The following is a 21,828-nucleotide window of genomic DNA, read 5'->3' as shown; positions in this document are numbered from 1 at the left end:
TGGTGATCCAATCGTTTTGCTCAAAAGTTCTTGCAATAGGTTCCATTATTTAATGTGAATTGCTTTTCCATTTAGACCGTATAAAAGATCGTTCTCAGAAATTACCACTCTAAAGTAACCAATGTTTTCCTTTTTTGTTTTAGGCAATTGAAATATAAAATTAGTGGTGTCTTGTTGTTTTAAGGCTGTAATTCCGGTTTGTATAGATTCTGGAGTCATTTGCAGGGTTTCTACAGGGCTTTTGTAGTCATCCATATATGTTATTGCAAATTTCAGCTTTTTAAGGTCTATATCCTTTTGATACGGGTTGTATATTTTTAAATCTATTCTTTCTTCAGAATTTAAAGCAAAAGGGATGTCCTCAACAATACAGTCTAGTTTTCGGTAAGACTGAAAGTTGTCAATATATTTGCCTTTGTACAAACCACCATCTTCTCTAGTGTAAGTAAAAGTAGGGTTATTTAAATATTTGGAAACATAAGCTACACCTTTGCCGCGAACTTGCTCCTCAGAATCATCAATTGAATACTGGTTTTTTCGATACATGAAATTATTCAAAGAAAAGGTCGGTGTAGCATCGGTGTAAAAAGAATACATTGGTGCATTTCTGTAGGAGTTTTCAAATACCACAGGTATATCGCCAACCTCCTCTTCAATAGCCTTTGCCCATTCTTTATTACCATGACTTTCGTAATAGAAGTTAAAAAGTAGAGGTTGGTATGCAAGTCCCATTCTTAAATAAATAATTAGAACAGTATTGATAAGTCCTAGTCTATAAATCCAAGTTAAGGCTTGCTTGTTTTGTAGCATGTAGTTGAATGTGATAATCACCAATGGAATGCAAACGATAATAATCCATTGTGTTTGAACCCTTCTGTTAAAACTAGAAACGAAAAAGAAAATCAGTACACCGTAAGTAAGATAGATAAGCGCCTTGTTGAAGAGGTCGTTTCCTTTCGTTTTAAACAACGCTTTATATATAAACGGAAAAGTCAGACCAAAAATAGCTACCAAATTCACGAAGAAGCCTAAGGTGTATTTTTCAAATCGGTATGCGCCGTTGGGGCGTTCATATAAATGATATTTAATAGATACAAAGTCGTTCTCGTACAACCAATAAAAATGCGGGGCATAACAGCATAACGCAATAATAACGGCAAGCCAGGCATATTTGTTCGTAGTAAGTTTAAGGTTGGATAATAAGACAAAAAATATGACCAGCACTGCATGGTATTTACTATACATCAATGCGGCCATGAATATGCCTAAAAGTATAGCTAGGCCTGCGGTTGGCTTTTTTATAAAATGTTTGTAAGTAAGCAAAAAACAACTAGTAAAAAATAATAGCGGTGTGTCTGGTAAGGTGAAAAAACCATAGGCGTTAAGCAGGGTCATTGAAAAGACCAACACAAAGAAATGTTTTATGTAGTCGTTCTTCTTAGGGTTGTCTATCAATAACCAAAGGAGAATAATATTTATGGCAGATAGCACGCAGCTCATAAAACGCACACCCAGTTCGCCATTAAAAAAGAAGCTGCTTATTTTCACTAAAACCGCCACCATTGGTGGGTGGTCAAAATAGCCCCAAGCCATGTTCTGGCTGTAGTACCAGTAATAGGCCTCGTCAAAAATGAGTTGCGTAAAACTAGATTGAATAAGATTTAAAATGAATATGGCAGCTAAAAAAAAGTAAAACTGCTTTGGAATTTTAGTCAACATTTGCATAGGTTACTAAATGGCAAAATTACAAATTTAAGGTTAGGTAACTAGTGTAAAAATATCATAAAGGTATTGTTGCCCATTTTAATAAGAATTTTAAAACCTTACTTTTGTCAAAACACCTATAAATAACATATGTCCAGTAGTATCGTAATCATACCTACATATAACGAGATTGAGAATGTAGAGGCTATAATTAGGGCGGTATTTGATTTGCAGAAAGAATTTCATGTACTCATAGTAGATGACAATTCGCCAGATAAAACAGGGGACTGTGTTCGTGGACTTCAAGAAGAGTTCAAGGGTAAATTATTTTTAGAGACCAGATTGGAAAAATCAGGATTAGGTACAGCATATATTCATGGTTTTAAATGGGCAATAGCCAAAGGTTATGACTATATATGCGAGATGGATGCCGATTTTTCACATACCCCGTCAGATTTATTGCGATTGCAAAAAGCCTGTGAAAATGGAGCTGATTTGGCAATTGGTTCTAGATATAAAAAAGGGGTGAATGTAGTTAACTGGCCACTGCATAGGGTATTGTTGTCTTACGGTGCATCCATATATGTAAAGCTCATTACCGGTATGCGCGTAGATGATCCTACCGCTGGTTTTGTATGTTACAAAAGACAGGTGTTAGAAGCTATAGATTTAGATTCGGTTCGTTTTGTAGGCTATGCATTTCAAATAGAAATGAAGTTTAGGGCGTATTTAAAGCATTTTAAAATAGAAGAGGTTTCTATTATTTTTAGAGATCGTGTATTGGGAAAGTCTAAAATGAGTTCATCTATTGTTAGTGAGGCTATTTGGGGTGTGTTTGTAATGAAAATGAGAAGTCTATTTTTAAAAAATAAGTTTTAGTTATGGGTAAAATTTTATTGAAAAACGGAATAATTGTTAATGAGGGAGTAGCACAAGAAAGTGATATTCTCATTATAGATGACCTAATAGCGAAAATAGAAAAAGACATATCTGATCCAGATGCTGAAGTAATTGATGTCTCTGGGAAACATATATTCCCGGGTGTTATAGATGATCAAGTACATTTTAGGGAGCCGGGCCTTACCCATAAAGGAACAATTGCAACAGAAAGTAGGGCGGCACTTGCAGGTGGTATTACCACCTTTATGGAGCAACCCAATACAACGCCACAAACGACCACAATAGAAAAATTAGAAGAGAAATTCGCAACTGCAGCGAATTCTGCATTTGCCAATTATTCTTTTTTATTTGGTGGTACCAATGATAATCTTGAGGAATTAAAGAAACTTGATAAAAATGCCTGTTCAGGTATTAAATTGTTTTTAGGTTCATCTACAGGTAATATGTTGGTAGATGATGAGAAAGTTATAGAGAGTATTTTTAGCAATACTGAAATGGTCATCTCTGCACACTGTGAAGATGAAACTACCATTCGTAAAAACATGGAAAAGTATAAGGCAGAGTATGGTGATGATATTCCTGTTGCAATGCACCCTATTATTAGAAGCGAAGAGGCATGTTATCTTTCTTCATCAAGGGCAATTGCTTTAGCTAAAAAAACAGGTGCAAGGTTACATGTGTTTCATTTATCCACAGGAAAAGAAACCGATCTGTTCCGTAATGATATTCCTTTGGAACAAAAGAAAATTACTGCAGAGGTATGTATACATCACCTTTGGTTTTCTGATGCCGACTATGCAAATAAAGGAACGTTGATAAAATGGAACCCAGCCGTGAAAACAGCCAAGGATAGAGATATGTTATGGGGTGCGCTGTTAGACGATAGAATAGATGTAATAGCTACTGATCACGCCCCGCATTTATTGGAGGAAAAAAATAATGTGTATACAAAAGCACCTTCAGGAGGACCATTAGTGCAACATGCATTAAATGCGATGTTGGAAAAGGTTAAAGAAGGGAAAATTACCCTTGAGAAAATGGTACAGAAAATGTGTCATAATCCGGCAATACTATTTCAAATTAAAAAGCGCGGATATATTCGTGAGGGCTATTATGCGGATTTAGTAGTAGCGGATTTAAATAGCCCTTGGACAGTTACCAAAGAAAATATCGCGTATAAATGTAAATGGTCTCCTTTTGAAGATACTACGTTTACATCTAAGATTGTGCATACTTTTATAAACGGACATTTAGGGTACAGTAACGGACAGTTTTCTGAAAAGCGCAATGCAAAAAGGCTAACATTTAATAGACCATGAAGCAATTATTCCTTTTAACGGTAGTACTATTATTGGTTTCGTCTTGTGTTGAAGAATTAATAGAAAAGCCCGATAATTTAATACCGGAAGATAAAATGGTATTGATTATTAAAGAAATGGCTATTGTTAATGCCGCAAAAGCTACCAATCTAAGTAAGTTACGTGAAAACGGAGTAGAACCAACGTCTTTCATATTTGCGAAATTTGAAATTGATAGTGCACAGTTTGTAGATAGTGACAGGTACTATGCATCAAAACCTTTACGATATGAGAATATGTACAAAAAGGTGGAGTCTGATCTTGAAGATCAACGTCTAAAACTGGAGGCTGAGAAAAAAGTCAGGGACAGTTTAAGTGTTGCGGAGAAATCTAAAAAGGATATCGATATTAAAAAGAAAGATTCCGTATTGTCTAACGTTCAGAAATAAATAGTTTGGAGTAAAATTTTATTTGATCATCCAAACTTTCAAACTCCATGTCCAAAGCGTTCTTGATTTTTTCATTGTTGAATACTGTTGGGTGTTTTAGTCCGTGAATTGTATTTTTAGTAATAGTTCTAGGGTTTCCCGTTAGTATATTTCTAATTTTATCTGCAATCTTACCAATTTTTAATTGCCAAAATTTCAATGCTTTTGTAGGTGGTTTTTTGTCCATTGCCAAAGCTATCTTTTCTAATATTTGTTTATAGGTCAAGTTTTCGGCTACCAGAATAAATCGTTCATTATAAATATCAGAATTCATAAGTGCGATCATAATATTGGTGACATCGTTTATGGTTATAAATCCTGATCCGCCAGGTGGGTAATATTTATAACCTTTTGCGGCGGTTTTAAAAAATGAGCCACTACCGCTATTCCAAAACCCTGGTCCAAGAATTACACCGGGATTTACAATTACCACGTTCAAATTTTCTTGTGCACCACGCCAAACTTCCATTTCGGCAAGATGTTTTGTTATTGCATACGGGTTGGTGTTTTGGTGTGTCCATTCGGTTTCTTCGTTTGCTTTTTCTCCGTTTAAAGTTCTTCCTATGGAGCCAATAGTACTTACATGGCACAATTTATTTACACCGTTTGCAATGCAGATATTTACAATATTGGCAGTTCCTTCACGGTTAATACGTTCCAACTTTTTAAAATCAGACGGGTTAAAGGAAATGTAAGCGGCGCAATGGTACACATGTGTAATACCTTTGATGGCATTTTCTAAAGATGGGATATCTAAAATATCACCATGTACCCAATCAATTTTATTGAAAAGAGCGGTAGCGTTATCAGAATAATAAGAAAAGATTTTCTGTACCTGAGCTAACTTGTCTTTAGTTCTGTATAAGGCGTAAACTTTATCATGATCCATTGATAATTTCAGTAGCAAATGCGACCCCACCAACCCTGTGCCTCCTGTAACTAATATCATATTTCAAATTTAGGGAATACAAGTGGATAAATTCATGCTTTAATCTGCTGTGTACTGGCAAGAATTCCATTTATATTTGCAATTCAATTAAAATTCAGGAAGAGATGACAAATTTTGTCAAGGAGTTACAATGGCGTGGAATGTTGCATGATGCAATGCCAGGAACAGAAGAACATTTATTAGAAGGAATGCAGTCTGCATATGTGGGTATTGATCCAACGGCAGATTCTTTACATATAGGTCACTTGGTAGGGGTAATGATGCTTCGTCATTTTCAATTGGCAGGGCACAAACCGTATGCTTTAATAGGTGGTGCTACGGGTATGATCGGTGATCCTTCTGGCAAATCTGCAGAACGTAATTTGCTTGATGAGAAAACACTTCGTCATAATCAGAATGCTTTAAAAGAACAATTATCTAGATTTTTAGATTTTTCTGGAAATGAGGATAATGCTGCAGTTTTGGTCAATAATTATGACTGGATGAAAGACTTCTCTTTCCTAGAGTTTATAAGAGATGTAGGTAAGCATATTACGGTAAACTACATGATGTCTAAAGACTCTGTAAAAAAACGCCTTTCTTCAGAAGCAAAAGAAGGTATGTCATTTACTGAATTTACCTACCAATTGGTTCAAGGGTATGATTTTCTTCACTTGTACAGAGAACATAATTGTAGCCTTCAAATGGGGGGTAGTGATCAGTGGGGTAATATTACCACGGGTACAGAATTAATTAGAAGAATAGCCGGCGGTAAAGGGTATGCACTTACGTGCCCGTTAATTACCAAGGCAGATGGCACTAAATTCGGAAAAACAGAAGGTGGTAACGTTTGGTTGGATGCAGAAAGAACATCGCCATATAAATTTTACCAATATTGGTTGAATACATCAGATGATGATGCAAACAAATACATCAAGATTTTTACCTTTTTAGGTCAGCAAGAAATTGAAGATTTAATAAAAGAACATACAGAAGCTCCGCACTTAAGATTATTACAAAAGAGATTGGCAGACGAGATTACGGTGATGGTACACTCGCAAGAAGATTTGGACAACGCGGTAAAAGCTAGTCAAATTCTGTTCGGTAAGTCTACAGCGTCTGATTTAAAAGGATTGAATGAAAAAACATTCTTAGAAATTTTTGATGGTGTACCACAAGCAGAACTTTCAAAATCAGAATTATCAGACGGTCTAGATATGATCGGTGCACTGGCAGCTAAAACTAACTTTTTGGGTTCTAATGGCGAAGCAAGAAGAGAATTGAAGCAAAACTCCATTTCAGTAAATAAAGAAAAAGTAAAAGATGACTTTTTAATTACCACAGCAGATTTGATCAATGACAAGTTTGTGCTGTTGCAAAGAGGTAAGAAAAACTATTTCGTATTGGTATTTAACTAAATCATTTTTTGAAGACTAGACTTTTTATGAAATTTAAACTTTTAGGGGTACTGTTCTTATTGTGTGTTTCTTGTAGCGATGATGATAGGGTGATAGATGATTTGGCTTTGGAAGGCGATTGGATTCTTTCAAATGTTATATGTTATTGTAGCTTTAAGGAAGATGTAGATTTTTCTTTGACTACGATTAATTTTGATTCAAGCAGAGCCATGGTTACAGTTTCTAATGAAAGTGAATACATTTTTTTTAGGGAAAATGGAGCGCATTTTTATGGCGGACAAGCCAATAGAATCAATTTTTCTGATGGAGCTGTGTACTTTTTTGAAACTAGAGGAGAGCAACTTACGCTTACTTTTGAAGACAACCCTGATATTGCCGATGATGAGGTAACCTATGTTTTTACTCGAGAAGATTAATTCACTTCAAAAATAGTAGCGTTTTTTCAATATTTCTTATAGAATAGCGTTTGTTAGCATAAACCCCTACGTTATGTTTAAGAAGAGTATTTTTATTATCTGTTTGTTTGCTTTAATTACTTCATGTGATAAGTTAGATGAATTGACAAAGTTTGATATGGAATATAGCCAGCGTGCTACCATACCTTCTTCTGCGGGTATTGATTTACCTTTTGATGTTTTTACTCCAGAGATGGAGACGAATTCAGAATCAACTTTTGAAGTTAACGATACTAGAAAGGACCTTATAGAGGAGATTAAGTTGACCGAATTGGAAATGGTCATTATATCGCCCGATGGTGCTGATTTTAGCTTTTTAAATTCGATAGAAGTATATATTTCTGCCGATGGATTAGAAGAAATTAAAATTGCCTATTTGGAAGAGGTGCCAAATGATGCTGGTAGTGTCATTACTTTAGATACCTCAGATACAGATTTAAAGGAGTACATAAAGAGCGATGAATTCAGTTTACGATTGAATACCGTTACCGATGAATTGATAAGTACAGACCATGAGTTAGAAGTAAATTCTACCTTTTTCGTGGATGCCAAAATATTAGGACTTTAATTTAATAATGCCTTAACGCAACTATTCTGTGAGTTGGGTATCTTGTAACTAGTTAAAACTCTTGTTACTATGAAAAGATATTCTGCACTGCTTCTATTTTTGGTGTTTCTTGCCTCTTGTGCAGAAGATGATGACTTTGGGCTAGAGTCTACACAATTTGTGTTCTCAGATCAAAAATGGGAGTTGGTTCAAATGTCAGGAAGTTTTCAAAATTCAGAAACTTCGGGAGAAGAAATGGATTGGCAAGAATATTATATTTTTTCGCCGGAAGGTACTTTTATAAAATCTAGAACTGTTGATGAAGAAGTTACTGAGGCTACAGGTACCTTTGAGGTTGTAGAATATGATAATGACCTCAATCATTACTTAGAACTTACGTACCAAACCGGAAATGAATTGGTAGGTAATTGTACAGGAGATGATAAAGAGCTATTAATATACAGAAATTCTACTATGATTTCTAGCCTATGGGTGGCTTGCGATGGACCAGGCTTGGATTATTCGCTTTCAAAGAATTAAAGCACCATTAAATTACAACCTCTAATATCAGAATTATCGAATCTGCCGATAATTTCAAAAGTGCCGTTTTGGTTTATCTTACCTAAATCTTGAGTGGCAATAAAAGAACAAGAATTGATATTTGCTAAATCTATTACGTTGATTCCGCCAGATTTACCATTTTTTAAATAGGTGAGTGGATCTTCGGTATCACGTACTAAAATCTTCATCCAGGCAGGGTAATTGAACACTCCATCACCTTTAGAGTAGGCTTGCGAAAGTAGCTCGGTCATTCCATATTCAGAATGTATTTTAGAAACCCCAAATCCCGTTGATAATAACTCGTGCAGTTCTTGGCGTACAATTTCTTTTCTTCGCCCTTTCATACCACCGGTTTCCATAATAATGGTGTTTTGTAAAGACATCTGGTATTGCTCAGAAAATTCCAGTAATGCAAATGAAACACCAATAATCAATATTTTGGTATTGGTTTTTTGAAGCTCAAGAAGTAACTGGTGCAACTGTTCATATTCATTTAAAAAGAAGCCGCTTTTAGGGTGATTCGATTTTTTGATCAAGTCATCTGCCATATAGATCAATGAAGATCCCGTTCGTTCTAAATACGAAGGTAAAAGGGCAAGAACACAATAGTCCTTAATATCTCCATAGAAATGATTAAAAGCCTTTAAATAACTCTGTTCGTAGAGACTGAGGTCCGTAACAAAGTGTTTACTGGTTTCACTGCCTGTAGTGCCGCTACTGGTAAAGGTTATTTCTGGTGTATTGTTGGTGCTGAGAACATTTTTAGATTTAAAGAATTCTATAGGTAAAAAAGGAATCTGTTCTAAGGTATTTACTGTATTTGGGTTTACGTTTAAATAGGTGCAAAAATTATGGTAGACTACGTTATTGTCATATTGGAATTTGAATATACGGAGTGCTTGGGTTAGAAAATCCCCATCTGTTTGTATATCAAAAATAGCATTGTGCTTCATGTTCCGTACCAATTCTGGCAAAGGTACTGAACCAAATTATTTTTATTGTTTTAAGCAGAAAATATGTAGGTTATTTATTTTACTACCAGCTTACGTGTAATAGATTTATCGTTTTCGGTCACTTGAACAACATAAACACCAGGTGATAATCTAGAAATGTTCATAGCCTTTGTAGATAATTTTTCGGTTAAGACAAGCTCACCGAATACATCGTAAACTCTAACCTCTTTAAGATTGTTGTTTTGTGTTGTTACATAAACAACATCTGCTATTGCAGGGTTTGGGTACAATTTAAAACCGACAATTTCATCGTTACGTAGGTTGTTGATATCTATGGTGTCTTGGGCATATAGGCCAACCGAGACTACCATAAATAGCATAAAGTAGATTTTCTTCATTTTGTATTGATTTGGGATCAACACTTCAAAGATAGAAACAAGAGTAACTAGAACACGGAAAATGTTGTGAAAGCTAAATTTATGTAGGTCAATGAAATACGCGAAGTATTTCGTCGTAAAAACGTGTAGTTAACCGATAGTGGTTAATTGAAAATGAGAGAAGGAAAACGTATAACTAGGCTACTTTACAATTAACTTACGTGTACACATCTTGTTTTTTTCAAGAACACGTAATACGTAAACACCGGCATCTAAATCAGAAAGATTTAATTCTTTACCTAAAATCGTTGTCTTTAATAACAACGTACCAAATACATCGTAGATGAAAATTTCTTTAGGTGCGTTAATATTTGTGGAGATATAAACTTTACCTGTAGTAACTGGATTTGGATACATACTAAAACCATCAATATCTCCATTGCTTTGGGTACTTTGTCCATAGCTGAAAGAAATAATAAAAAAGAAGATGATTAGGTAAAGGTGCTTCATATATAGCTGGTTACAAATGCTATGCCACAAATATAGGAATTTAACACTCTCTTGTGTTTTTGTAGGAGTGGATATTGTGAAAAGATCGATGAAATGCAAAAAGATCGATGAAATGCACAGTTTATGACGTCAACTACCAATTTTATTGGGGTTTTAAGTTGCGTGTAGTCTTTGATTGTAAGAAATATTATAAACAAAAAAGCCCGCAAATTGCGGGCTTTTTATTAAAAAAATAAGTTTAGAATTAATCTTGAAGATTAAAATAATCGACCAGCTCATCAAAATCTCTATAATCTAAAGTATCTGTCGGGATATCTCTAATTTTGGAAATATTTAAGCCAATAATCGTTAGGTTTTTAAGTTCGAAACTTGAACCAAAATCATTGGTTCCGTCAGCATTTTCAATATAAATGGTATAGTCTAATTCTTCAAGGTCGCTGCCTCCTTCGTAGGAAATGCGGTAGTCCCTTTCTAGATCTATATAAGCCAAAGGTTTCATTTCATTTAAATTGGGATCTTTAAAAAACAAAGATATGGAGTGAATTTCGTCAAAATCGATTTCAAGATCTAAGTCTTTTAGGCTCAATGTAAATTGTAAGGAATCTTTTATGATTTGAGTTCCAAAAGGAATTAGAAAGGCATCATCATTAGATATCGGTGTTAATATTTCATCAGATGTTGACTCGTCTATATTTTCTTCTTTTGAGCAAGACGCTAAAAAGACCATAATAAAACTAGCTAAAAAGAAGGTGCATTTTTTCATCATATACATATTAAGATACTTACTAAAATTAAGATATTATCCCACATCTATTTTAAGTTAGATGTTATCAAATAGTTATCGGTTTTAAGAATAAAAAAAGCCCGCAATTTGCGGGCTTTTGGATATTGAATTTTAAAGATTTTAGAACTGGTAGCTATATCCTAAAGAAATAGCTTGTCCTGGATATCTAGAAGAATATATTTGGTCTTGAGCACCAAAAGATTGGTAAACACTCTCAATATCATCATTGATAATGTTTTCAAACTTTAAGGTTATTTTGCTAGAGTTTTCTTTACCGAATTCTTTACTTAAGTTCATTTTTAAGTTGTGGAAAGGTAGCGTGTAAACATCTGGTATATCGCCATTACCTACAATCTCTAAAGTTTTACCTTGAACATTGTAAACGATACCACCTTGCCAGCCATTGTCATTATTTGAGTAGTCAAATCCAACGTTTAAAAGTAAAGGAGACTGCCCTTGTAATTGTCTAGTGTCATCTAATGTTTCACCTGTTCTTAAGTTATCTATTCTTGCAGCTTCTTCATCTTCACTATATGTTTGCTGAGATTCAATAACAGATATATTAGCATTGAAATTGAAATTTTCCCATCCAGGAATAAAGCCCATATTTCTTCTATATTCCAATTCAGCACCAAATACCTTGGCATCACCTAAGTTTAAGGGAATAAATTGCCCTCTGGCTTCTCTAATGAATGTAAGTTCAATAGGATCATCAAAAGTTTTGGCAAAACCACTGATCGCAAAGAAATTCGTTCCTTCACCATAAGCTTCAAATCTTATATCATAGTTATTAATATAAGTTGGTTGAATATCGATATTACCAATAAAGAACGTACTTGATACAGGATCAAAAATCTGTGCGTTAGATGCCTCTTTAAAAGAAGGTCTAGCTGTAGTACTAGAAAACGAAGCTCTTATTTTCTTATTTGCTTCTTCGTTTAGTTCGTAGATAAAGTTGGCAGAAGGGAAGAAATCTGCTTTGTCTAAAATTGTTTGATTGTCAAATACTTCACCATCTTGGTTTTCACCTGAGTAACGTAGGTCAAACTTTTCAAATCTTACACCAACAATTGCGTTGAACCTGTCAGATAGTTTAAATTCATCGCCAACATAACCTGCGCCAACGGTAATTTGAGAGTTGAAAGAATCAGAAATATTAGAATCACGTCTTACATAAGTACCTTCTCTTGTTTCTGGATCATAAATATTTTCAGGAGCTAAAACTAAATCTGCATTACCTTCAAAATTTAAACTATAGTTACCTGCTTGTGATTGTATAGGTGTAGAGAACTGATTAACAACAAAGTCTCTTTCTTTAATAGTAAACGCACCACCAAATTTAAGTTTTGCATCTCTACCAAATAATTGATGCTTTCTTGTAAGATCTAATTTACTGGCTACGTTGTATTCTTCTAAGTCTCTCCAAATTCTACTAGGGTCTCCAGATTCACTAGGGGAAATAGTAAAGTTTCCAGTTTCTGGCTCAAATCTAAAAGGAGTCGTTCTCAAATCTTTATCATAGATTTTAGAGAATGTTGGCGAAACTTTCCAAGAAACTTTCCAAGAAGCATCTTCGTTCGTGTGTTCACCATTTAATAAAATGTTGGTAATAGAACGTTGTGTATACGTTAATACATCTTTGAAAATAGTGTTAGAGTTTACATTAAAATTATCTTGTCTAATGTATGAGGCACCAGATTCTCCATTTTGTATATGTAATACATTCAACTTGTATTTAGACTGAAGGCTTTTTAATGAAATACCTGCAAGCCCACTAATAAGTACGTTGTTGACACCGATATTACCAGATTGTGTTCTATCATCGGTTAGCTCAAGAACAGATTTGTCTTGGTCTTGTTTTCTAAATACTTGTCCGCTAACAGCATCTTCGTAGAAATCAGTACTGTTTTTATATGTAAGAGAGGCTAAGTAACCTATTTTTTTAGTTCCATCTTCATTAAGGTCATATTGGTTACCAGCTGTAAAACCAATATTAAAATCTGCACCACTTTGATTTTCTAGTGCTTTTAGATTTGGTTCCAATAATCTAGTTAAGGCAGCGGATCTATTGCCGTCTACAACAGGTAAAGGAGTTTCTATATTTTGTGGTATTGCTAAATCTCTTTGACCATTATCAAAACCTAATGCATCTGTTGGACTACCATCATATTTAAGGTAATTGTCCTTAAAATGCATACTAGAATTGTAACCTAGGCCAGCAGAGAAACTGTATTCAGCTCTTGATGGGAAATCTTTAGTAACAATATCGACTACACCACCGGTAAAATCTGCAGGTTGATCTGCGGTTGCAGATTTAACAACAATAATATTGTCAAGAATATTCGTAGGGAAAATATCTAATTGCAAAGTGTTTCTGTCTGGATCAAGACCAGGTACATCTACACCATTTAAAATGGATTTAGTGTAACGGTCACCTAAACCACGAACGTAAACAAATTTACCTCCTTGTACAGATACACCAGGTACCGATTTAATAGCACTGGCAATATCACTAGCACCAGATTTTTTAATGCTTTGTATAGATAAACCATCTAATAATGCTACTGAATTCTTTTGTAGATTTAAGACAGAAGCTTCTGTGTTTTTACTAACTGTGGTAGTAACCACAACTTCGTCTAGCGCATTAGCAAGCGGATTTAAAGTAATGTCTATTATTTGCTCTGCGCCAGGGGCAACGACAACTTCTGCTACTTCTTTTGTTTCGTATCCTAAGTACGAAAAAGTAACGGTATACGTGCCAGGTTCAACGTCTAGAACATATTTTCCATCAAAATCCGATGTGGTTCCTTTTGTTGTGCCTTTGATAAGAATATTTGCAAAAGGAAGAACGTCATTAAATTCACCATCGTTTACCGTTCCTGAAATAATACCTTCTTGTGCAAAGATGGTTTGAGTAGAAAAGGCGATGAGTAAAATGAATAATAACTTAAGTTTCATAATCAATTAATTGAAATTATTAAAAAAGAAATAAATTGCCCGCCTATAGATTAGTCTAAGACGAGCAATTATTATGTGTAACTATTATTTGTATTTATAATTAGAAACCTAAGCTAGCTTTAGTGTTAGAATAAGTCCAAGAAAATGCAGATGTCTCAGCACCAACAGTTCCTTCAGTTACTGCAGATGAGAACGTTGCTGCATCAGCTTCAAAAGTTGTACTGTCTGTAGTATCATTAAATACTTCAGAAGAAGCAGTAACACCTTCTGGTAATACAATTTCCCAGTTGGTAAATACCAATGAACCTGCAGTGTAGTTAGCGGCAACACCTTCGTTGTCTAATTCAATGTCAGAAAGTTGTAAGTCAGTACCTACTCCTGTGAAATTAGTAACTAATATATTGTTGGTAGTACCTTGTGCGTTTGAACGGAAATCAGCGATTTCACCATTCTCAACATTATCAGCTAAACCAATTAAAGTAGCGTTTGTTAAAGTAAAGCTGCCTTGTAAAGAACCTTCTGGTCCGTCAATTTCCAAAGCATGGTCAGAAATTCCACCCTGTACAACAACTGCATTGTCGATAGTACCAGAGTAAGCTTGATCAATATCAAGAGCATCATCACCTTGTGCCCATACGAATAAGTTAGTAGCGTTTACGCTTCCACCAAAGAATTCAACACCATCGTCAACATTACCAACAACTTCAATGTTGTCAACAGTTGTTCCAGTACCAACAGCACCTAAAGTAAGACCATTAATTTCGTTTCCTTCACCAATTAAAGCACCACCATGACGTATAGAGATGTATTGTAAAGTACCAGAATCATCAGCAGCATCAGAGCCACCATATAAACCTTTGTCACCATCAGTATCTGTAGGAACTCCTTCAATTTGAGCAGATTCAGCATCACCATCAAAAGACGCAGGTGCGTTACCTAATACAATTAAACCGCCCCAAAGACCACGATCGTTTTGGTCAAGGTTAGTACCGGCAGTTTCTCCTAATTCAATGTTATCAGCAGAAGAAGTAAAGATAATTGGAGCATCAGCAGTACCTGCAGCTTCGATTTTACTTCCTCTTGTTACTATCAATACAGAAGCATTAACACCTGATCCAGCGTTTGCTTTTATAATTGTGCCAGGTTCAATAGTAAGTGTAGCACCTTCGGTAACGAATACCCTACCGTCTAAAGTAACAATCTTATCAGCAGCCCAAGTAACATCAGTAATGATGTCTTCAGAAACTGTGATTGAAGTTTCGACTTCAGTTTCAGTTGTAACTGTATCAACAACGATAACTTCTTTTTCAATTTCGACAACTGTTTCTTTTTCACAAGATGCTGCAGCGATAATTGCAGTTACTGTAGCAAGTGACCAAATAATTTTTTTCATCTTTTCTTTTTAAACTTATTAATTTAACTAGGTTGGTAATTGTGTTCTTAATACTTGCAACTTTATTGCATGGCAAAGAAAGAAAAGGGTTGTAATGTTCGGGTTAGGTACATGTTAAACATTTATTTTGTTAATGTTATGTAAACGTTACTACATTAAATCAATGTTAACTGGCTTTGCAGTAATAGTATTATCTTTACTTTTGAGCCAATCAATCTAATTTGAAAACCATGAAAAAGAAGGACATTAGAATACTTTTAGTTGATGATGAACCAGACATACTAGAGATAGTGGCCTATAATTTATCTGCAGAAGGATATGATGTATACACAGCTAAGAATGGTGCCGATGGTGTTGCCAAGGCAAAAAAGAAATTGCCACATCTTATCATATTGGATGTAATGATGCCGGAGATGGATGGTATCGAAGCTTGTGAGATCCTAAGAAGAACTCCTGGTATGGAGAATACCATTATAACCTTCTTAACAGCTAGAGGGGAAGATTATTCTCAAGTAGCAGGTTTTGATGCCGGTGCAGATGATTACATTACCAAACCTATTAAACCGAAAGTATTGGTAAGCAAGGTAAATGCGCTATTAAGACGCATGAAGAACGAAGAAAACGCTCAAGAAGATATTACCAAAGTAGGCGATATCATTATTAATAGGGAAGAATATAAGATTGTCAAAAAAGGTAAAGAGATCATTTTACCAAGAAAAGAGTTTGAGCTTCTTGCTTTATTAACTTCTAAACCTAGTAAAGTGTTTAAAAGAGAAGTCATTCTTGATAAAGTTTGGGGTAATGAAGTTGTAGTTGGTGGCCGTACTATAGATGTGCACATTAGAAAACTTCGCGAAAAAATAGGTGAAGATCATTTTAAGACCGTAAAGGGAGTAGGATATAAGTTTGTACTCTAAATGGCCGCTAAAGTTCGTTCAAGAAAGTCATATCGTTTTGCATTTCGTTCATCGCTTTATATTGTAATAATCGGCATAGCTGTGCTGGCATTGTTACAATGGCGATTTAGTACTATAAATTGGGCTATTTTATTATTTGCGGCGTTGTTCTTTTTTATCATTTCTTTTATCACCTTACAATTAAGAATTGAAAAGTTTATCTACAAGCGTATTAAGAAAATTTATGATGATGTAGAGTTGTTGGAATCTAGTACCATACTCTCGTACCCGGTTACTACAGATATGCGAACGCTTACTGCGGAAATTGAAAAATTTGCCAAGGATAAGAAAATTGAAATAGACACCTTAAAGATTCGTGAAGAGTACCGAAAAGACTTTTTAGGTAATGTTTCCCATGAGTTAAAGACCCCATTGTTTACCGTTCAAGGGTATATAGAAACCTTGTTGGATGGTGCCATGGAGGATAAGAATATTCGTAAAAAGTATCTTACCCGTGCCAACAAAGCGGTAGATCGTCTTATTTATATTGTAAAAGATTTAGATTTGATTACAAAACTAGAGGTTGGTGATCTTAATCTAGATAAAGGTTCGTTTGATATTGTAGAGCTCATACAAAGTGTGTTCGATCTTTTGGAGATGAAAGCGGCAAAGAAGAACATCACCCTTACTTTCGATATGGAATATGTTGACCCCATATTCGTTTATGCCGATAAAGAAAAAATTCAGCAAGTACTCACTAATTTATTGGTGAACTCCATCAAATATGGTAATGACAATGGTACAACCGAAGTAAGTGTAGAAGATTTAGTAAAAAATAAGGTAATTGTTAGGGTTACCGATAATGGTGAAGGCATACCGGCCGTTCATATTCCTAGACTTTTTGAACGTTTTTATAGGGTAGATCAAAGCGGTAGCCGCCGTGAAGGAGGCTCAGGTTTAGGTCTTGCCATTGTAAAACATGTGATTGAAGCGCACGGAGAAAAAATCTACGTAGAAAGTGCGGTAGAGGTAGGATCGGAGTTTTCTTTTACCCTTGAGAAAAGTATTGTTCAAATAGAGGAAGTACAATAATCGCTACCCCTCTCTTTTTTCTTAGATTTGCCGCAGTTTAGATGTAATTATTGTGGGAAGTAAGAATAAATTAAAAAGATTTCAGGAAAACGAGACGTTTTCAAACGTAATTCAACCAACAAGAGATGAAGTGGTAGGCGGTTTTCCGTTAAAAGGAAAGTGGAATACCCATTTCAAAAATGACAACCCTATTGTATTGGAATTGGGTTGTGGTAAAGGGGAGTATACCGTTGGCTTGGCAAAGAAATTTCCGAACAAGAATTTTATTGGTATCGATATCAAAGGAGCCCGTTTTTGGAAAGGTGCTAAAGAAGCCATTGAAGAAGATTTGCCTAATGTTTGTTTTATACGAACGCAAATAGAATTGGTTGATCATCTTTTTGAAAAAGAAGAAGTATCTGAAATTTGGATCACCTTCCCAGATCCACAGATAAAATATAAACGTACCAAGCACCGTATGACCAATGCGGTATTTTTGGAGCGCTACAAACAAGTGCTAAAGCCAGAAGGTACCGTGAATCTTAAAACAGATAGTGAGTTCATGCATGGGTATACTTTGGGCTTATTGCACGGCCTTGGATTAGAGGTACTTTATGCCAACCATGATGTGTATAAAAATGAAGGCAGCCCTAAAGAAGTCTTGGAAATACAGACTTTCTATGAAAATCAGTATCTTGAAAAGGGAAAACCTATTACGTTCATTAGGTTCAAGGTAAACTGATTCAATGCAACAATTGCCAACCTTATTTGTATTTACCTTTGGTGCAGCCTTTTTTGCATCATTACCACCGGGTCTACTTAATTTAAACGCTGCCAAAACCAGTGTTGAAAAGGGTAAGGCAAACGGAATAATATTTGGGTTGGGGGTAGCATTGGCCGTAATGCTACAGACGTACATTGCAGTACGGATTGCAAAACTGATTTCAAGAAACCAACATGTAATAGAAGTATTGCTGCAATTGGCACTAGGTATCTTTTTTGTGCTGGCTATTGTCTTCTTTATAAAGGGTAGAAAGCAAGAGAATAAGCCGCTAATACTTACCGAAACTAAAAAAAGAAACAGTTTTTCTAAAGGGGTGTTCTTGGCACTTATCAATCTTTTGGCAATACCTTATTATAGCGGATTAAATACGGTTTTCCATTCTCAAGGGTTTATGACCTTTAAAATCATAGATGAGGTTTTGTTTATACTGGCAGCGGGTAGTGGTACTTTTTTGGCCATGTACTTATATGTGATTTATTTTAATAAGTGGGAACATAAAACAACGTCGTTCTCTAAGAACAGTAATTTTATTTTAAGCGGATTAATGGTGTTGTTATTTGTAATTACCGCTTTTAGATTGTTTAATTAAACGGATATAGCTGATGAAACCTGAAAATGAGAATTTCTTTGAAAGAGTATATCAGGTGGCACGATTAATACCTGAGGGGCGGGTGACATCCTATGGTGCAATAGCCAAATATTTAGGTGCGGCACGTAGCGCAAGAATGGTAGGCTGGGCAATGAACGCATCGCACAATATGGATGATATTCCAGCGCATAGAGTAGTCAATAAAGCCGGATTACTTACCGGTAAGCATCATTTTGACGGTACCAACCTCATGCAACAACTTTTAGAGTCTGAGGGAGTAATCATAAAAGAACTTCAAATTGTAAACCTTGAAAAATACTTCTGGGATCCTTTTACGGAACTTAAAGCAGAATTGTAATTATTGAAAGGTCAATGTGAATGTAGTGGTATCGGTTGACACTACCCGAATAGATCCACCATGCATTCGCATAATTTGCTTGCTTAAACTAAGTCCGATTCCCGTTCCTGTGTTTTTTGTAGTGAAAAAGGGCACAAAAACTTCATCTAATAATTCCGGTGAAATTCCAGGACCGTTATCGGTAACCGTAATAAATTTTTTGTGGTTGACATCTACGCCCGCAGTTATTACTATTTTACCTGCATCATGACCTTCCAATGCTTGTTGCGCATTTTTTCCCAAGTTTAGTAATATTTGAGTGAGCTGTTTTTCATCAATATAAAGTTCCAAATCTTGTGGCTCTGAAGAAACTTCAAGAACAATTTCATGTGCATTGGTATATTCTTGTAATAGTAAGCGTACCCTTTCTAAAATCTTGCTAGCCGGTATTAATTCTCGATCAGGTTCAGGTACACTTAAAAATGTGCGGTAAGACTGTACAAAACTCATTAAATCATTTCCTTGTTCTTTAATAACCTCTAAACCTTTTGCGGAATTTTTTATTTGAAGTTCGCCAAATTCTTCGGGCGTAGAAAGCACATTCCCTTTCTTAAAGTATTTTAAGATAGATTCAGAGATAGAAGTTATCGGCGTAATGGTATTCATGATTTCATGGGTTAAAACACGTATTAGTTTTACCCAAGAATCGGTTTCTTTATCATCCAGTTCTTTTTGAATATCATGGACAATAACCAATAATAACTGCTTGCCTTCAATAGCAATTGGTGTACACTTTAAAGTCAATTCTTTTTTACCTCGCTCATTTCCTAAAGAATATAGCGTGCTTTCAAAAGGCTCTAAAGATTCAAATAGACTATAGAGATTAGGGTCTATTTGTTTTAATTGCTTAACATGATTTAAAGGCCTGTAATTTAATAAGTTTTGTACCGTAGGGTTGGCGTAAAGAATATGACCTTTATCGTTTACAGTGAATATCCCAATATCAGCTTGTCTAAGTATTTCTTGATAATACTGCTCTTGTGCCTGTTTTTTAAGATGAATATCTTGAATCATGTTATTCAGCATATTCAAGCTTTGGTTGAGTTCTTCAATAGATTTTACACTCAGTTTTTCAGGAAAACGTAAAGTAAAATCTTCATTTTTTATGGCATCAAAAAAATAAGCGATTTTTCTGTTGGTCTGGTTTACGTAGTGTATGAGTCCGTATGTTTGTCCTATAAAAACCAATGCTAAAATTCCACCAAGAAGATAATGTTCTTTAGCAAATAAAAATGCGGTTAACAAGGCGCAAACTGCAATTAAAATAATCCTGAAAACAAGTTGGTAGTATATACTTTTGCTAACCATTATTTGCCAGATTTTTTAAGTTTATTATAAAGTGTTTGTCTAGAAATGCCTAATTGATCCGCGGCGGCACTATAATTACCTTCATGGTCATTCAGCGCTTTGTTGATCATTACCAACTCCATTTCTTCCAAGGTTTTTGGTCCACCTTCTATACTAACCGTTGTTTTAGTATCCAAAAGAAAATCAGTTGGTTTCAAAACATTTCCTTCCGATAAAATAACGGCACGCTCCATAGTATGTAATAGTTCTCTAACATTGCCTGGCCAAGGGTATGTCATTAATTTCTCTTGCGCGGTCTGGTTTATTTTTAAACTAGGTTTGCCGTACTTACTAGCGAATTTTTTCAAGAAGAAATCTGAAAGCACTAGTACATCGTTATCTCTATCTCGCAATGCTGGTACTTGTACTTGTATGGTATTTATTCGGTATAAAAGATCTTCACGAAACAATCCGTCAGCCACCATTTGGTCTAGATTGCAATTGGTAGCGCAAACCAATCTTATATCTACTGGTACAGGTTTGTTGGAGCCCACACGCACAACGACTCTGTTCTGAATAACAGATAATAATTTTGCCTGCATTTGTAACGATAGGTTTCCTATTTCATCTAAGAAAAGTGTACCGCCATTAGCAGCTTCAAACTTACCGGCGCGATCATCTTTAGCATCGGTAAAGGAACCTTTTACATGACCAAAAAGTTCACTTTCAAATAAATTCTCTGATATAGACCCCATATCTACCGAAATAAAAACCTCGTTATTTCTAGCGGATGATTTATGAAGCTCTCGGGCGATGAGTTCTTTACCCGTTCCATTTTCTCCGGTAACTAAAATATTGACATCTGTCTTGGCAACTTTCTGTACCAGGTTTAAAACACTGTTCAATGCTTTAGAATTCCCGATAATGTAATTTGAATTCTGATTTATGACTTGCTTAAGATTACTCTCTTTCTGTTTTAAATGCTGTACCTCTTTTTGAGACTTTCTAAGCTCATAGGCAGATTTTACGGTAGTTAATAGTCGCTCATTGTTCCAAGGTTTCAATACAAAATCGGTAGCTCCTTCTTTAATGGCTTCAACGGCAAGTTCAACGGCACCATAAGCTGTCATCATAATGACCGATATATGTGAAGCTTTCTTTTTTATCTCTCGTAACCAGTATAATCCTTCGTTACCAGTGTTAACTCCCGCAGAAAAGTTCATATCCAATAAAATGATATCAATTTCCTTTAGGTTTGGGAAAGAGGTAAGCAGGTTGGGGTTTGATATGGTTTGAACACTTTTATATTCAAACTGTAATAATATCTCTAAAGCGCTCAATACACTTTTGGTATCATCTACTACAAGTATTTTAGCATCTATCATGGCAACAATCTATTAACTGATTTAAATCTACACATAGCAATTTGTATTTTCATAGCAGTGTAAAAATATTTGACATTATCTGTACAACATTTTTACACTGGTAAAATATGTATAATTTTTATTCACATTTAAGTAATTGATAATC

General features: G+C 35.1%; 22 protein-coding genes. 12 read left to right on the top strand and 10 right to left on the bottom strand.

The window, feature by feature from the left end:
* Positions 1 to 45: 45 nt before the first annotated feature.
* Positions 46 to 1,719 carry an ArnT family glycosyltransferase gene (locus P177_RS18060; RefSeq protein WP_036158770.1) on the bottom strand — a complete coding sequence of 558 codons (1,674 nt, stop codon included), beginning with the start codon at positions 1,717 to 1,719 and terminating at the stop codon, positions 46 to 48.
* Positions 1,720 to 1,854: 135 nt separating this feature from the next.
* Here P177_RS18060 and P177_RS18055 point away from each other — a divergent pair, with 135 nt between their 5' ends.
* The 3 genes from P177_RS18055 to P177_RS18045 are packed head-to-tail and all read left to right on the top strand — an operon-like array spanning position 1,855 to position 4,351.
* Complete coding sequence (locus tag P177_RS18055) at positions 1,855 to 2,583, top strand: polyprenol monophosphomannose synthase (protein ID WP_036157046.1); 729 nt, start codon at positions 1,855 to 1,857, stop codon at positions 2,581 to 2,583.
* A 2-nt stretch (positions 2,584 to 2,585) separates the two neighbouring features.
* Positions 2,586 to 3,923 carry a dihydroorotase gene (locus tag P177_RS18050; RefSeq protein WP_036157045.1) on the top strand — a complete coding sequence of 446 codons (1,338 nt, stop codon included), beginning with the start codon at positions 2,586 to 2,588 and terminating at the stop codon, positions 3,921 to 3,923.
* Entirely contained in the window at positions 3,920 to 4,351 is a 432-nt protein-coding gene (locus P177_RS18045) for a DUF4296 domain-containing protein (RefSeq protein WP_036157043.1), read from the top strand. The genes P177_RS18050 and P177_RS18045 overlap by 4 nt, the downstream gene beginning before the upstream one ends.
* Here the strand turns inward: P177_RS18045 and P177_RS18040 are convergent.
* On the bottom strand, positions 4,335 to 5,339 hold the full coding sequence (locus P177_RS18040) for an SDR family oxidoreductase (protein ID WP_036157041.1): 1,005 nt from the start codon (positions 5,337 to 5,339) through the stop codon (positions 4,335 to 4,337). The two genes, P177_RS18045 and P177_RS18040, sit on opposite strands and share 17 nt — an antisense overlap.
* Before the next feature lie 104 nt (positions 5,340 to 5,443).
* Between P177_RS18040 and tyrS the strand changes: the two genes are divergently transcribed.
* From tyrS to P177_RS18020, 4 genes are all read left to right on the top strand, one after another.
* Positions 5,444 to 6,736 carry a tyrosine--tRNA ligase gene (tyrS, locus tag P177_RS18035; protein WP_036157039.1) on the top strand — a complete coding sequence of 431 codons (1,293 nt, stop codon included), beginning with the start codon at positions 5,444 to 5,446 and terminating at the stop codon, positions 6,734 to 6,736.
* Positions 6,737 to 6,762: 26 nt separating this feature from the next.
* On the top strand, positions 6,763 to 7,152 hold the full coding sequence (locus P177_RS18030; RefSeq protein WP_036157037.1) for a hypothetical protein: 390 nt from the start codon (positions 6,763 to 6,765) through the stop codon (positions 7,150 to 7,152).
* Between the two features lie 73 nt (positions 7,153 to 7,225).
* Complete coding sequence (locus P177_RS18025; protein ID WP_036157035.1) at positions 7,226 to 7,759, top strand: hypothetical protein; 534 nt, start codon at positions 7,226 to 7,228, stop codon at positions 7,757 to 7,759.
* Between the two features lie 69 nt (positions 7,760 to 7,828).
* Positions 7,829 to 8,278 (top strand): hypothetical protein, encoded by a 450-nt coding sequence (locus P177_RS18020; protein ID WP_036157033.1) that lies wholly within the window; start codon positions 7,829 to 7,831, stop codon positions 8,276 to 8,278.
* On the opposite strand, the gene P177_RS18015 is transcribed toward P177_RS18020, so the two are convergent.
* The 6 genes from P177_RS18015 to P177_RS17990 form a co-directional block, all read right to left on the bottom strand.
* A complete protein-coding gene (locus tag P177_RS18015) occupies positions 8,275 to 9,252 on the bottom strand; it encodes a LuxE/PaaK family acyltransferase (RefSeq protein WP_036157031.1) in 978 nt (325 codons plus the stop codon). The genes P177_RS18020 and P177_RS18015 overlap by 4 nt on opposite strands.
* Before the next feature lie 74 nt (positions 9,253 to 9,326).
* Positions 9,327 to 9,650 (bottom strand): T9SS type A sorting domain-containing protein, encoded by a 324-nt coding sequence (locus tag P177_RS18010; protein WP_036157029.1) that lies wholly within the window; start codon positions 9,648 to 9,650, stop codon positions 9,327 to 9,329.
* 180 nt (positions 9,651 to 9,830) lie between these two features.
* Positions 9,831 to 10,139 carry a T9SS type A sorting domain-containing protein gene (locus P177_RS18005; protein WP_036157027.1) on the bottom strand — a complete coding sequence of 103 codons (309 nt, stop codon included), beginning with the start codon at positions 10,137 to 10,139 and terminating at the stop codon, positions 9,831 to 9,833.
* 244 nt (positions 10,140 to 10,383) lie between these two features.
* On the bottom strand, positions 10,384 to 10,905 hold the full coding sequence (locus tag P177_RS18000) for a hypothetical protein (RefSeq protein ID WP_167333128.1): 522 nt from the start codon (positions 10,903 to 10,905) through the stop codon (positions 10,384 to 10,386).
* Between the two features lie 138 nt (positions 10,906 to 11,043).
* The gene (locus P177_RS17995) at positions 11,044 to 13,881 is read right to left on the bottom strand and encodes a TonB-dependent receptor (protein ID WP_036157023.1); all 2,838 of its coding nucleotides are present in this window, start codon (positions 13,879 to 13,881) and stop codon (positions 11,044 to 11,046) included.
* A gap of 100 nt (positions 13,882 to 13,981) precedes the next feature.
* Positions 13,982 to 15,274, bottom strand: coding sequence for a hypothetical protein (locus P177_RS17990; protein ID WP_036157020.1), 1,293 nt, complete (start codon positions 15,272 to 15,274; stop codon positions 13,982 to 13,984).
* A gap of 230 nt (positions 15,275 to 15,504) precedes the next feature.
* Between P177_RS17990 and P177_RS17985 the strand changes: the two genes are divergently transcribed.
* The 5 genes from P177_RS17985 to P177_RS17965 are packed head-to-tail and all read left to right on the top strand — an operon-like array spanning position 15,505 to position 18,972.
* Entirely contained in the window at positions 15,505 to 16,191 is a 687-nt protein-coding gene (locus P177_RS17985) for a response regulator transcription factor (RefSeq protein WP_036157018.1), read from the top strand.
* Positions 16,192 to 17,262: a sensor histidine kinase gene (locus P177_RS17980; protein ID WP_036157016.1), complete on the top strand. Its 1,071-nt coding sequence runs from the start codon at positions 16,192 to 16,194 to the stop codon at positions 17,260 to 17,262. It abuts the gene before it with no gap.
* Positions 17,263 to 17,314: 52 nt separating this feature from the next.
* Positions 17,315 to 17,983 (top strand): tRNA (guanosine(46)-N7)-methyltransferase TrmB, encoded by a 669-nt coding sequence (gene trmB / locus P177_RS17975; RefSeq protein WP_036157015.1) that lies wholly within the window; start codon positions 17,315 to 17,317, stop codon positions 17,981 to 17,983.
* A 4-nt stretch (positions 17,984 to 17,987) separates the two neighbouring features.
* On the top strand, positions 17,988 to 18,614 hold the full coding sequence (locus P177_RS17970) for a LysE family transporter (protein WP_036157013.1): 627 nt from the start codon (positions 17,988 to 17,990) through the stop codon (positions 18,612 to 18,614).
* A 13-nt stretch (positions 18,615 to 18,627) separates the two neighbouring features.
* Positions 18,628 to 18,972, top strand: coding sequence for an MGMT family protein (locus P177_RS17965; protein WP_036157011.1), 345 nt, complete (start codon positions 18,628 to 18,630; stop codon positions 18,970 to 18,972).
* On the opposite strand, the gene P177_RS17960 is transcribed toward P177_RS17965, so the two are convergent.
* On the bottom strand, positions 18,973 to 20,319 hold the full coding sequence (locus tag P177_RS17960; protein WP_036157009.1) for a sensor histidine kinase: 1,347 nt from the start codon (positions 20,317 to 20,319) through the stop codon (positions 18,973 to 18,975).
* Positions 20,319 to 21,683: a sigma-54-dependent transcriptional regulator gene (locus P177_RS17955; RefSeq protein ID WP_036157007.1), complete on the bottom strand. Its 1,365-nt coding sequence runs from the start codon at positions 21,681 to 21,683 to the stop codon at positions 20,319 to 20,321. Before P177_RS17955 ends, P177_RS17960 begins: the two co-directional genes overlap by 1 nt.
* Positions 21,684 to 21,828: the final 145 nt, after the last annotated feature.

It is taken from the genome of Maribacter forsetii DSM 18668 (assembly GCF_000744105.1).
Classification (GTDB): domain Bacteria; phylum Bacteroidota; class Bacteroidia; order Flavobacteriales; family Flavobacteriaceae; genus Maribacter; species Maribacter forsetii.
The sequence above is the reverse complement of the archived record's forward strand: the minus strand, read 5'-3'. Positions and strand labels throughout refer to the sequence as shown.

Bases quoted from the DNA above. Each gene is read 5' to 3' on its own strand.
- P177_RS18060 (WP_036158770.1), bottom strand. From the start codon at position 1,719: ATGTTGACTAAAATTCCAAAGCAGTTTTACTTTTTTTTAGCTGCCATA.
- P177_RS18055 (WP_036157046.1), top strand. From the start codon at position 1,855: ATGTCCAGTAGTATCGTAATCATACCTACATATAACGAGATTGAGAAT.
- P177_RS18050 (WP_036157045.1), top strand. From the start codon at position 2,586: ATGGGTAAAATTTTATTGAAAAACGGAATAATTGTTAATGAGGGAGTA.
- P177_RS18045 (WP_036157043.1), top strand. From the start codon at position 3,920: ATGAAGCAATTATTCCTTTTAACGGTAGTACTATTATTGGTTTCGTCT.
- P177_RS18040 (WP_036157041.1), bottom strand. From the start codon at position 5,339: ATGATATTAGTTACAGGAGGCACAGGGTTGGTGGGGTCGCATTTGCTA.
- tyrS (WP_036157039.1), top strand. From the start codon at position 5,444: ATGACAAATTTTGTCAAGGAGTTACAATGGCGTGGAATGTTGCATGAT.
- P177_RS18030 (WP_036157037.1), top strand. From the start codon at position 6,763: ATGAAATTTAAACTTTTAGGGGTACTGTTCTTATTGTGTGTTTCTTGT.
- P177_RS18025 (WP_036157035.1), top strand. From the start codon at position 7,226: ATGTTTAAGAAGAGTATTTTTATTATCTGTTTGTTTGCTTTAATTACT.
- P177_RS18020 (WP_036157033.1), top strand. From the start codon at position 7,829: ATGAAAAGATATTCTGCACTGCTTCTATTTTTGGTGTTTCTTGCCTCT.
- P177_RS18015 (WP_036157031.1), bottom strand. From the start codon at position 9,252: ATGAAGCACAATGCTATTTTTGATATACAAACAGATGGGGATTTTCTA.
- P177_RS18010 (WP_036157029.1), bottom strand. From the start codon at position 9,650: ATGAAGAAAATCTACTTTATGCTATTTATGGTAGTCTCGGTTGGCCTA.
- P177_RS18005 (WP_036157027.1), bottom strand. From the start codon at position 10,139: ATGAAGCACCTTTACCTAATCATCTTCTTTTTTATTATTTCTTTCAGC.
- P177_RS18000 (WP_167333128.1), bottom strand. From the start codon at position 10,905: ATGATGAAAAAATGCACCTTCTTTTTAGCTAGTTTTATTATGGTCTTT.
- P177_RS17995 (WP_036157023.1), bottom strand. From the start codon at position 13,881: ATGAAACTTAAGTTATTATTCATTTTACTCATCGCCTTTTCTACTCAA.
- P177_RS17990 (WP_036157020.1), bottom strand. From the start codon at position 15,274: ATGAAAAAAATTATTTGGTCACTTGCTACAGTAACTGCAATTATCGCT.
- P177_RS17985 (WP_036157018.1), top strand. From the start codon at position 15,505: ATGAAAAAGAAGGACATTAGAATACTTTTAGTTGATGATGAACCAGAC.
- P177_RS17980 (WP_036157016.1), top strand. From the start codon at position 16,192: ATGGCCGCTAAAGTTCGTTCAAGAAAGTCATATCGTTTTGCATTTCGT.
- P177_RS17970 (WP_036157013.1), top strand. From the start codon at position 17,988: ATGCAACAATTGCCAACCTTATTTGTATTTACCTTTGGTGCAGCCTTT.
- P177_RS17965 (WP_036157011.1), top strand. From the start codon at position 18,628: ATGAAACCTGAAAATGAGAATTTCTTTGAAAGAGTATATCAGGTGGCA.
- P177_RS17960 (WP_036157009.1), bottom strand. From the start codon at position 20,319: ATGGTTAGCAAAAGTATATACTACCAACTTGTTTTCAGGATTATTTTA.
- P177_RS17955 (WP_036157007.1), bottom strand. From the start codon at position 21,683: ATGATAGATGCTAAAATACTTGTAGTAGATGATACCAAAAGTGTATTG.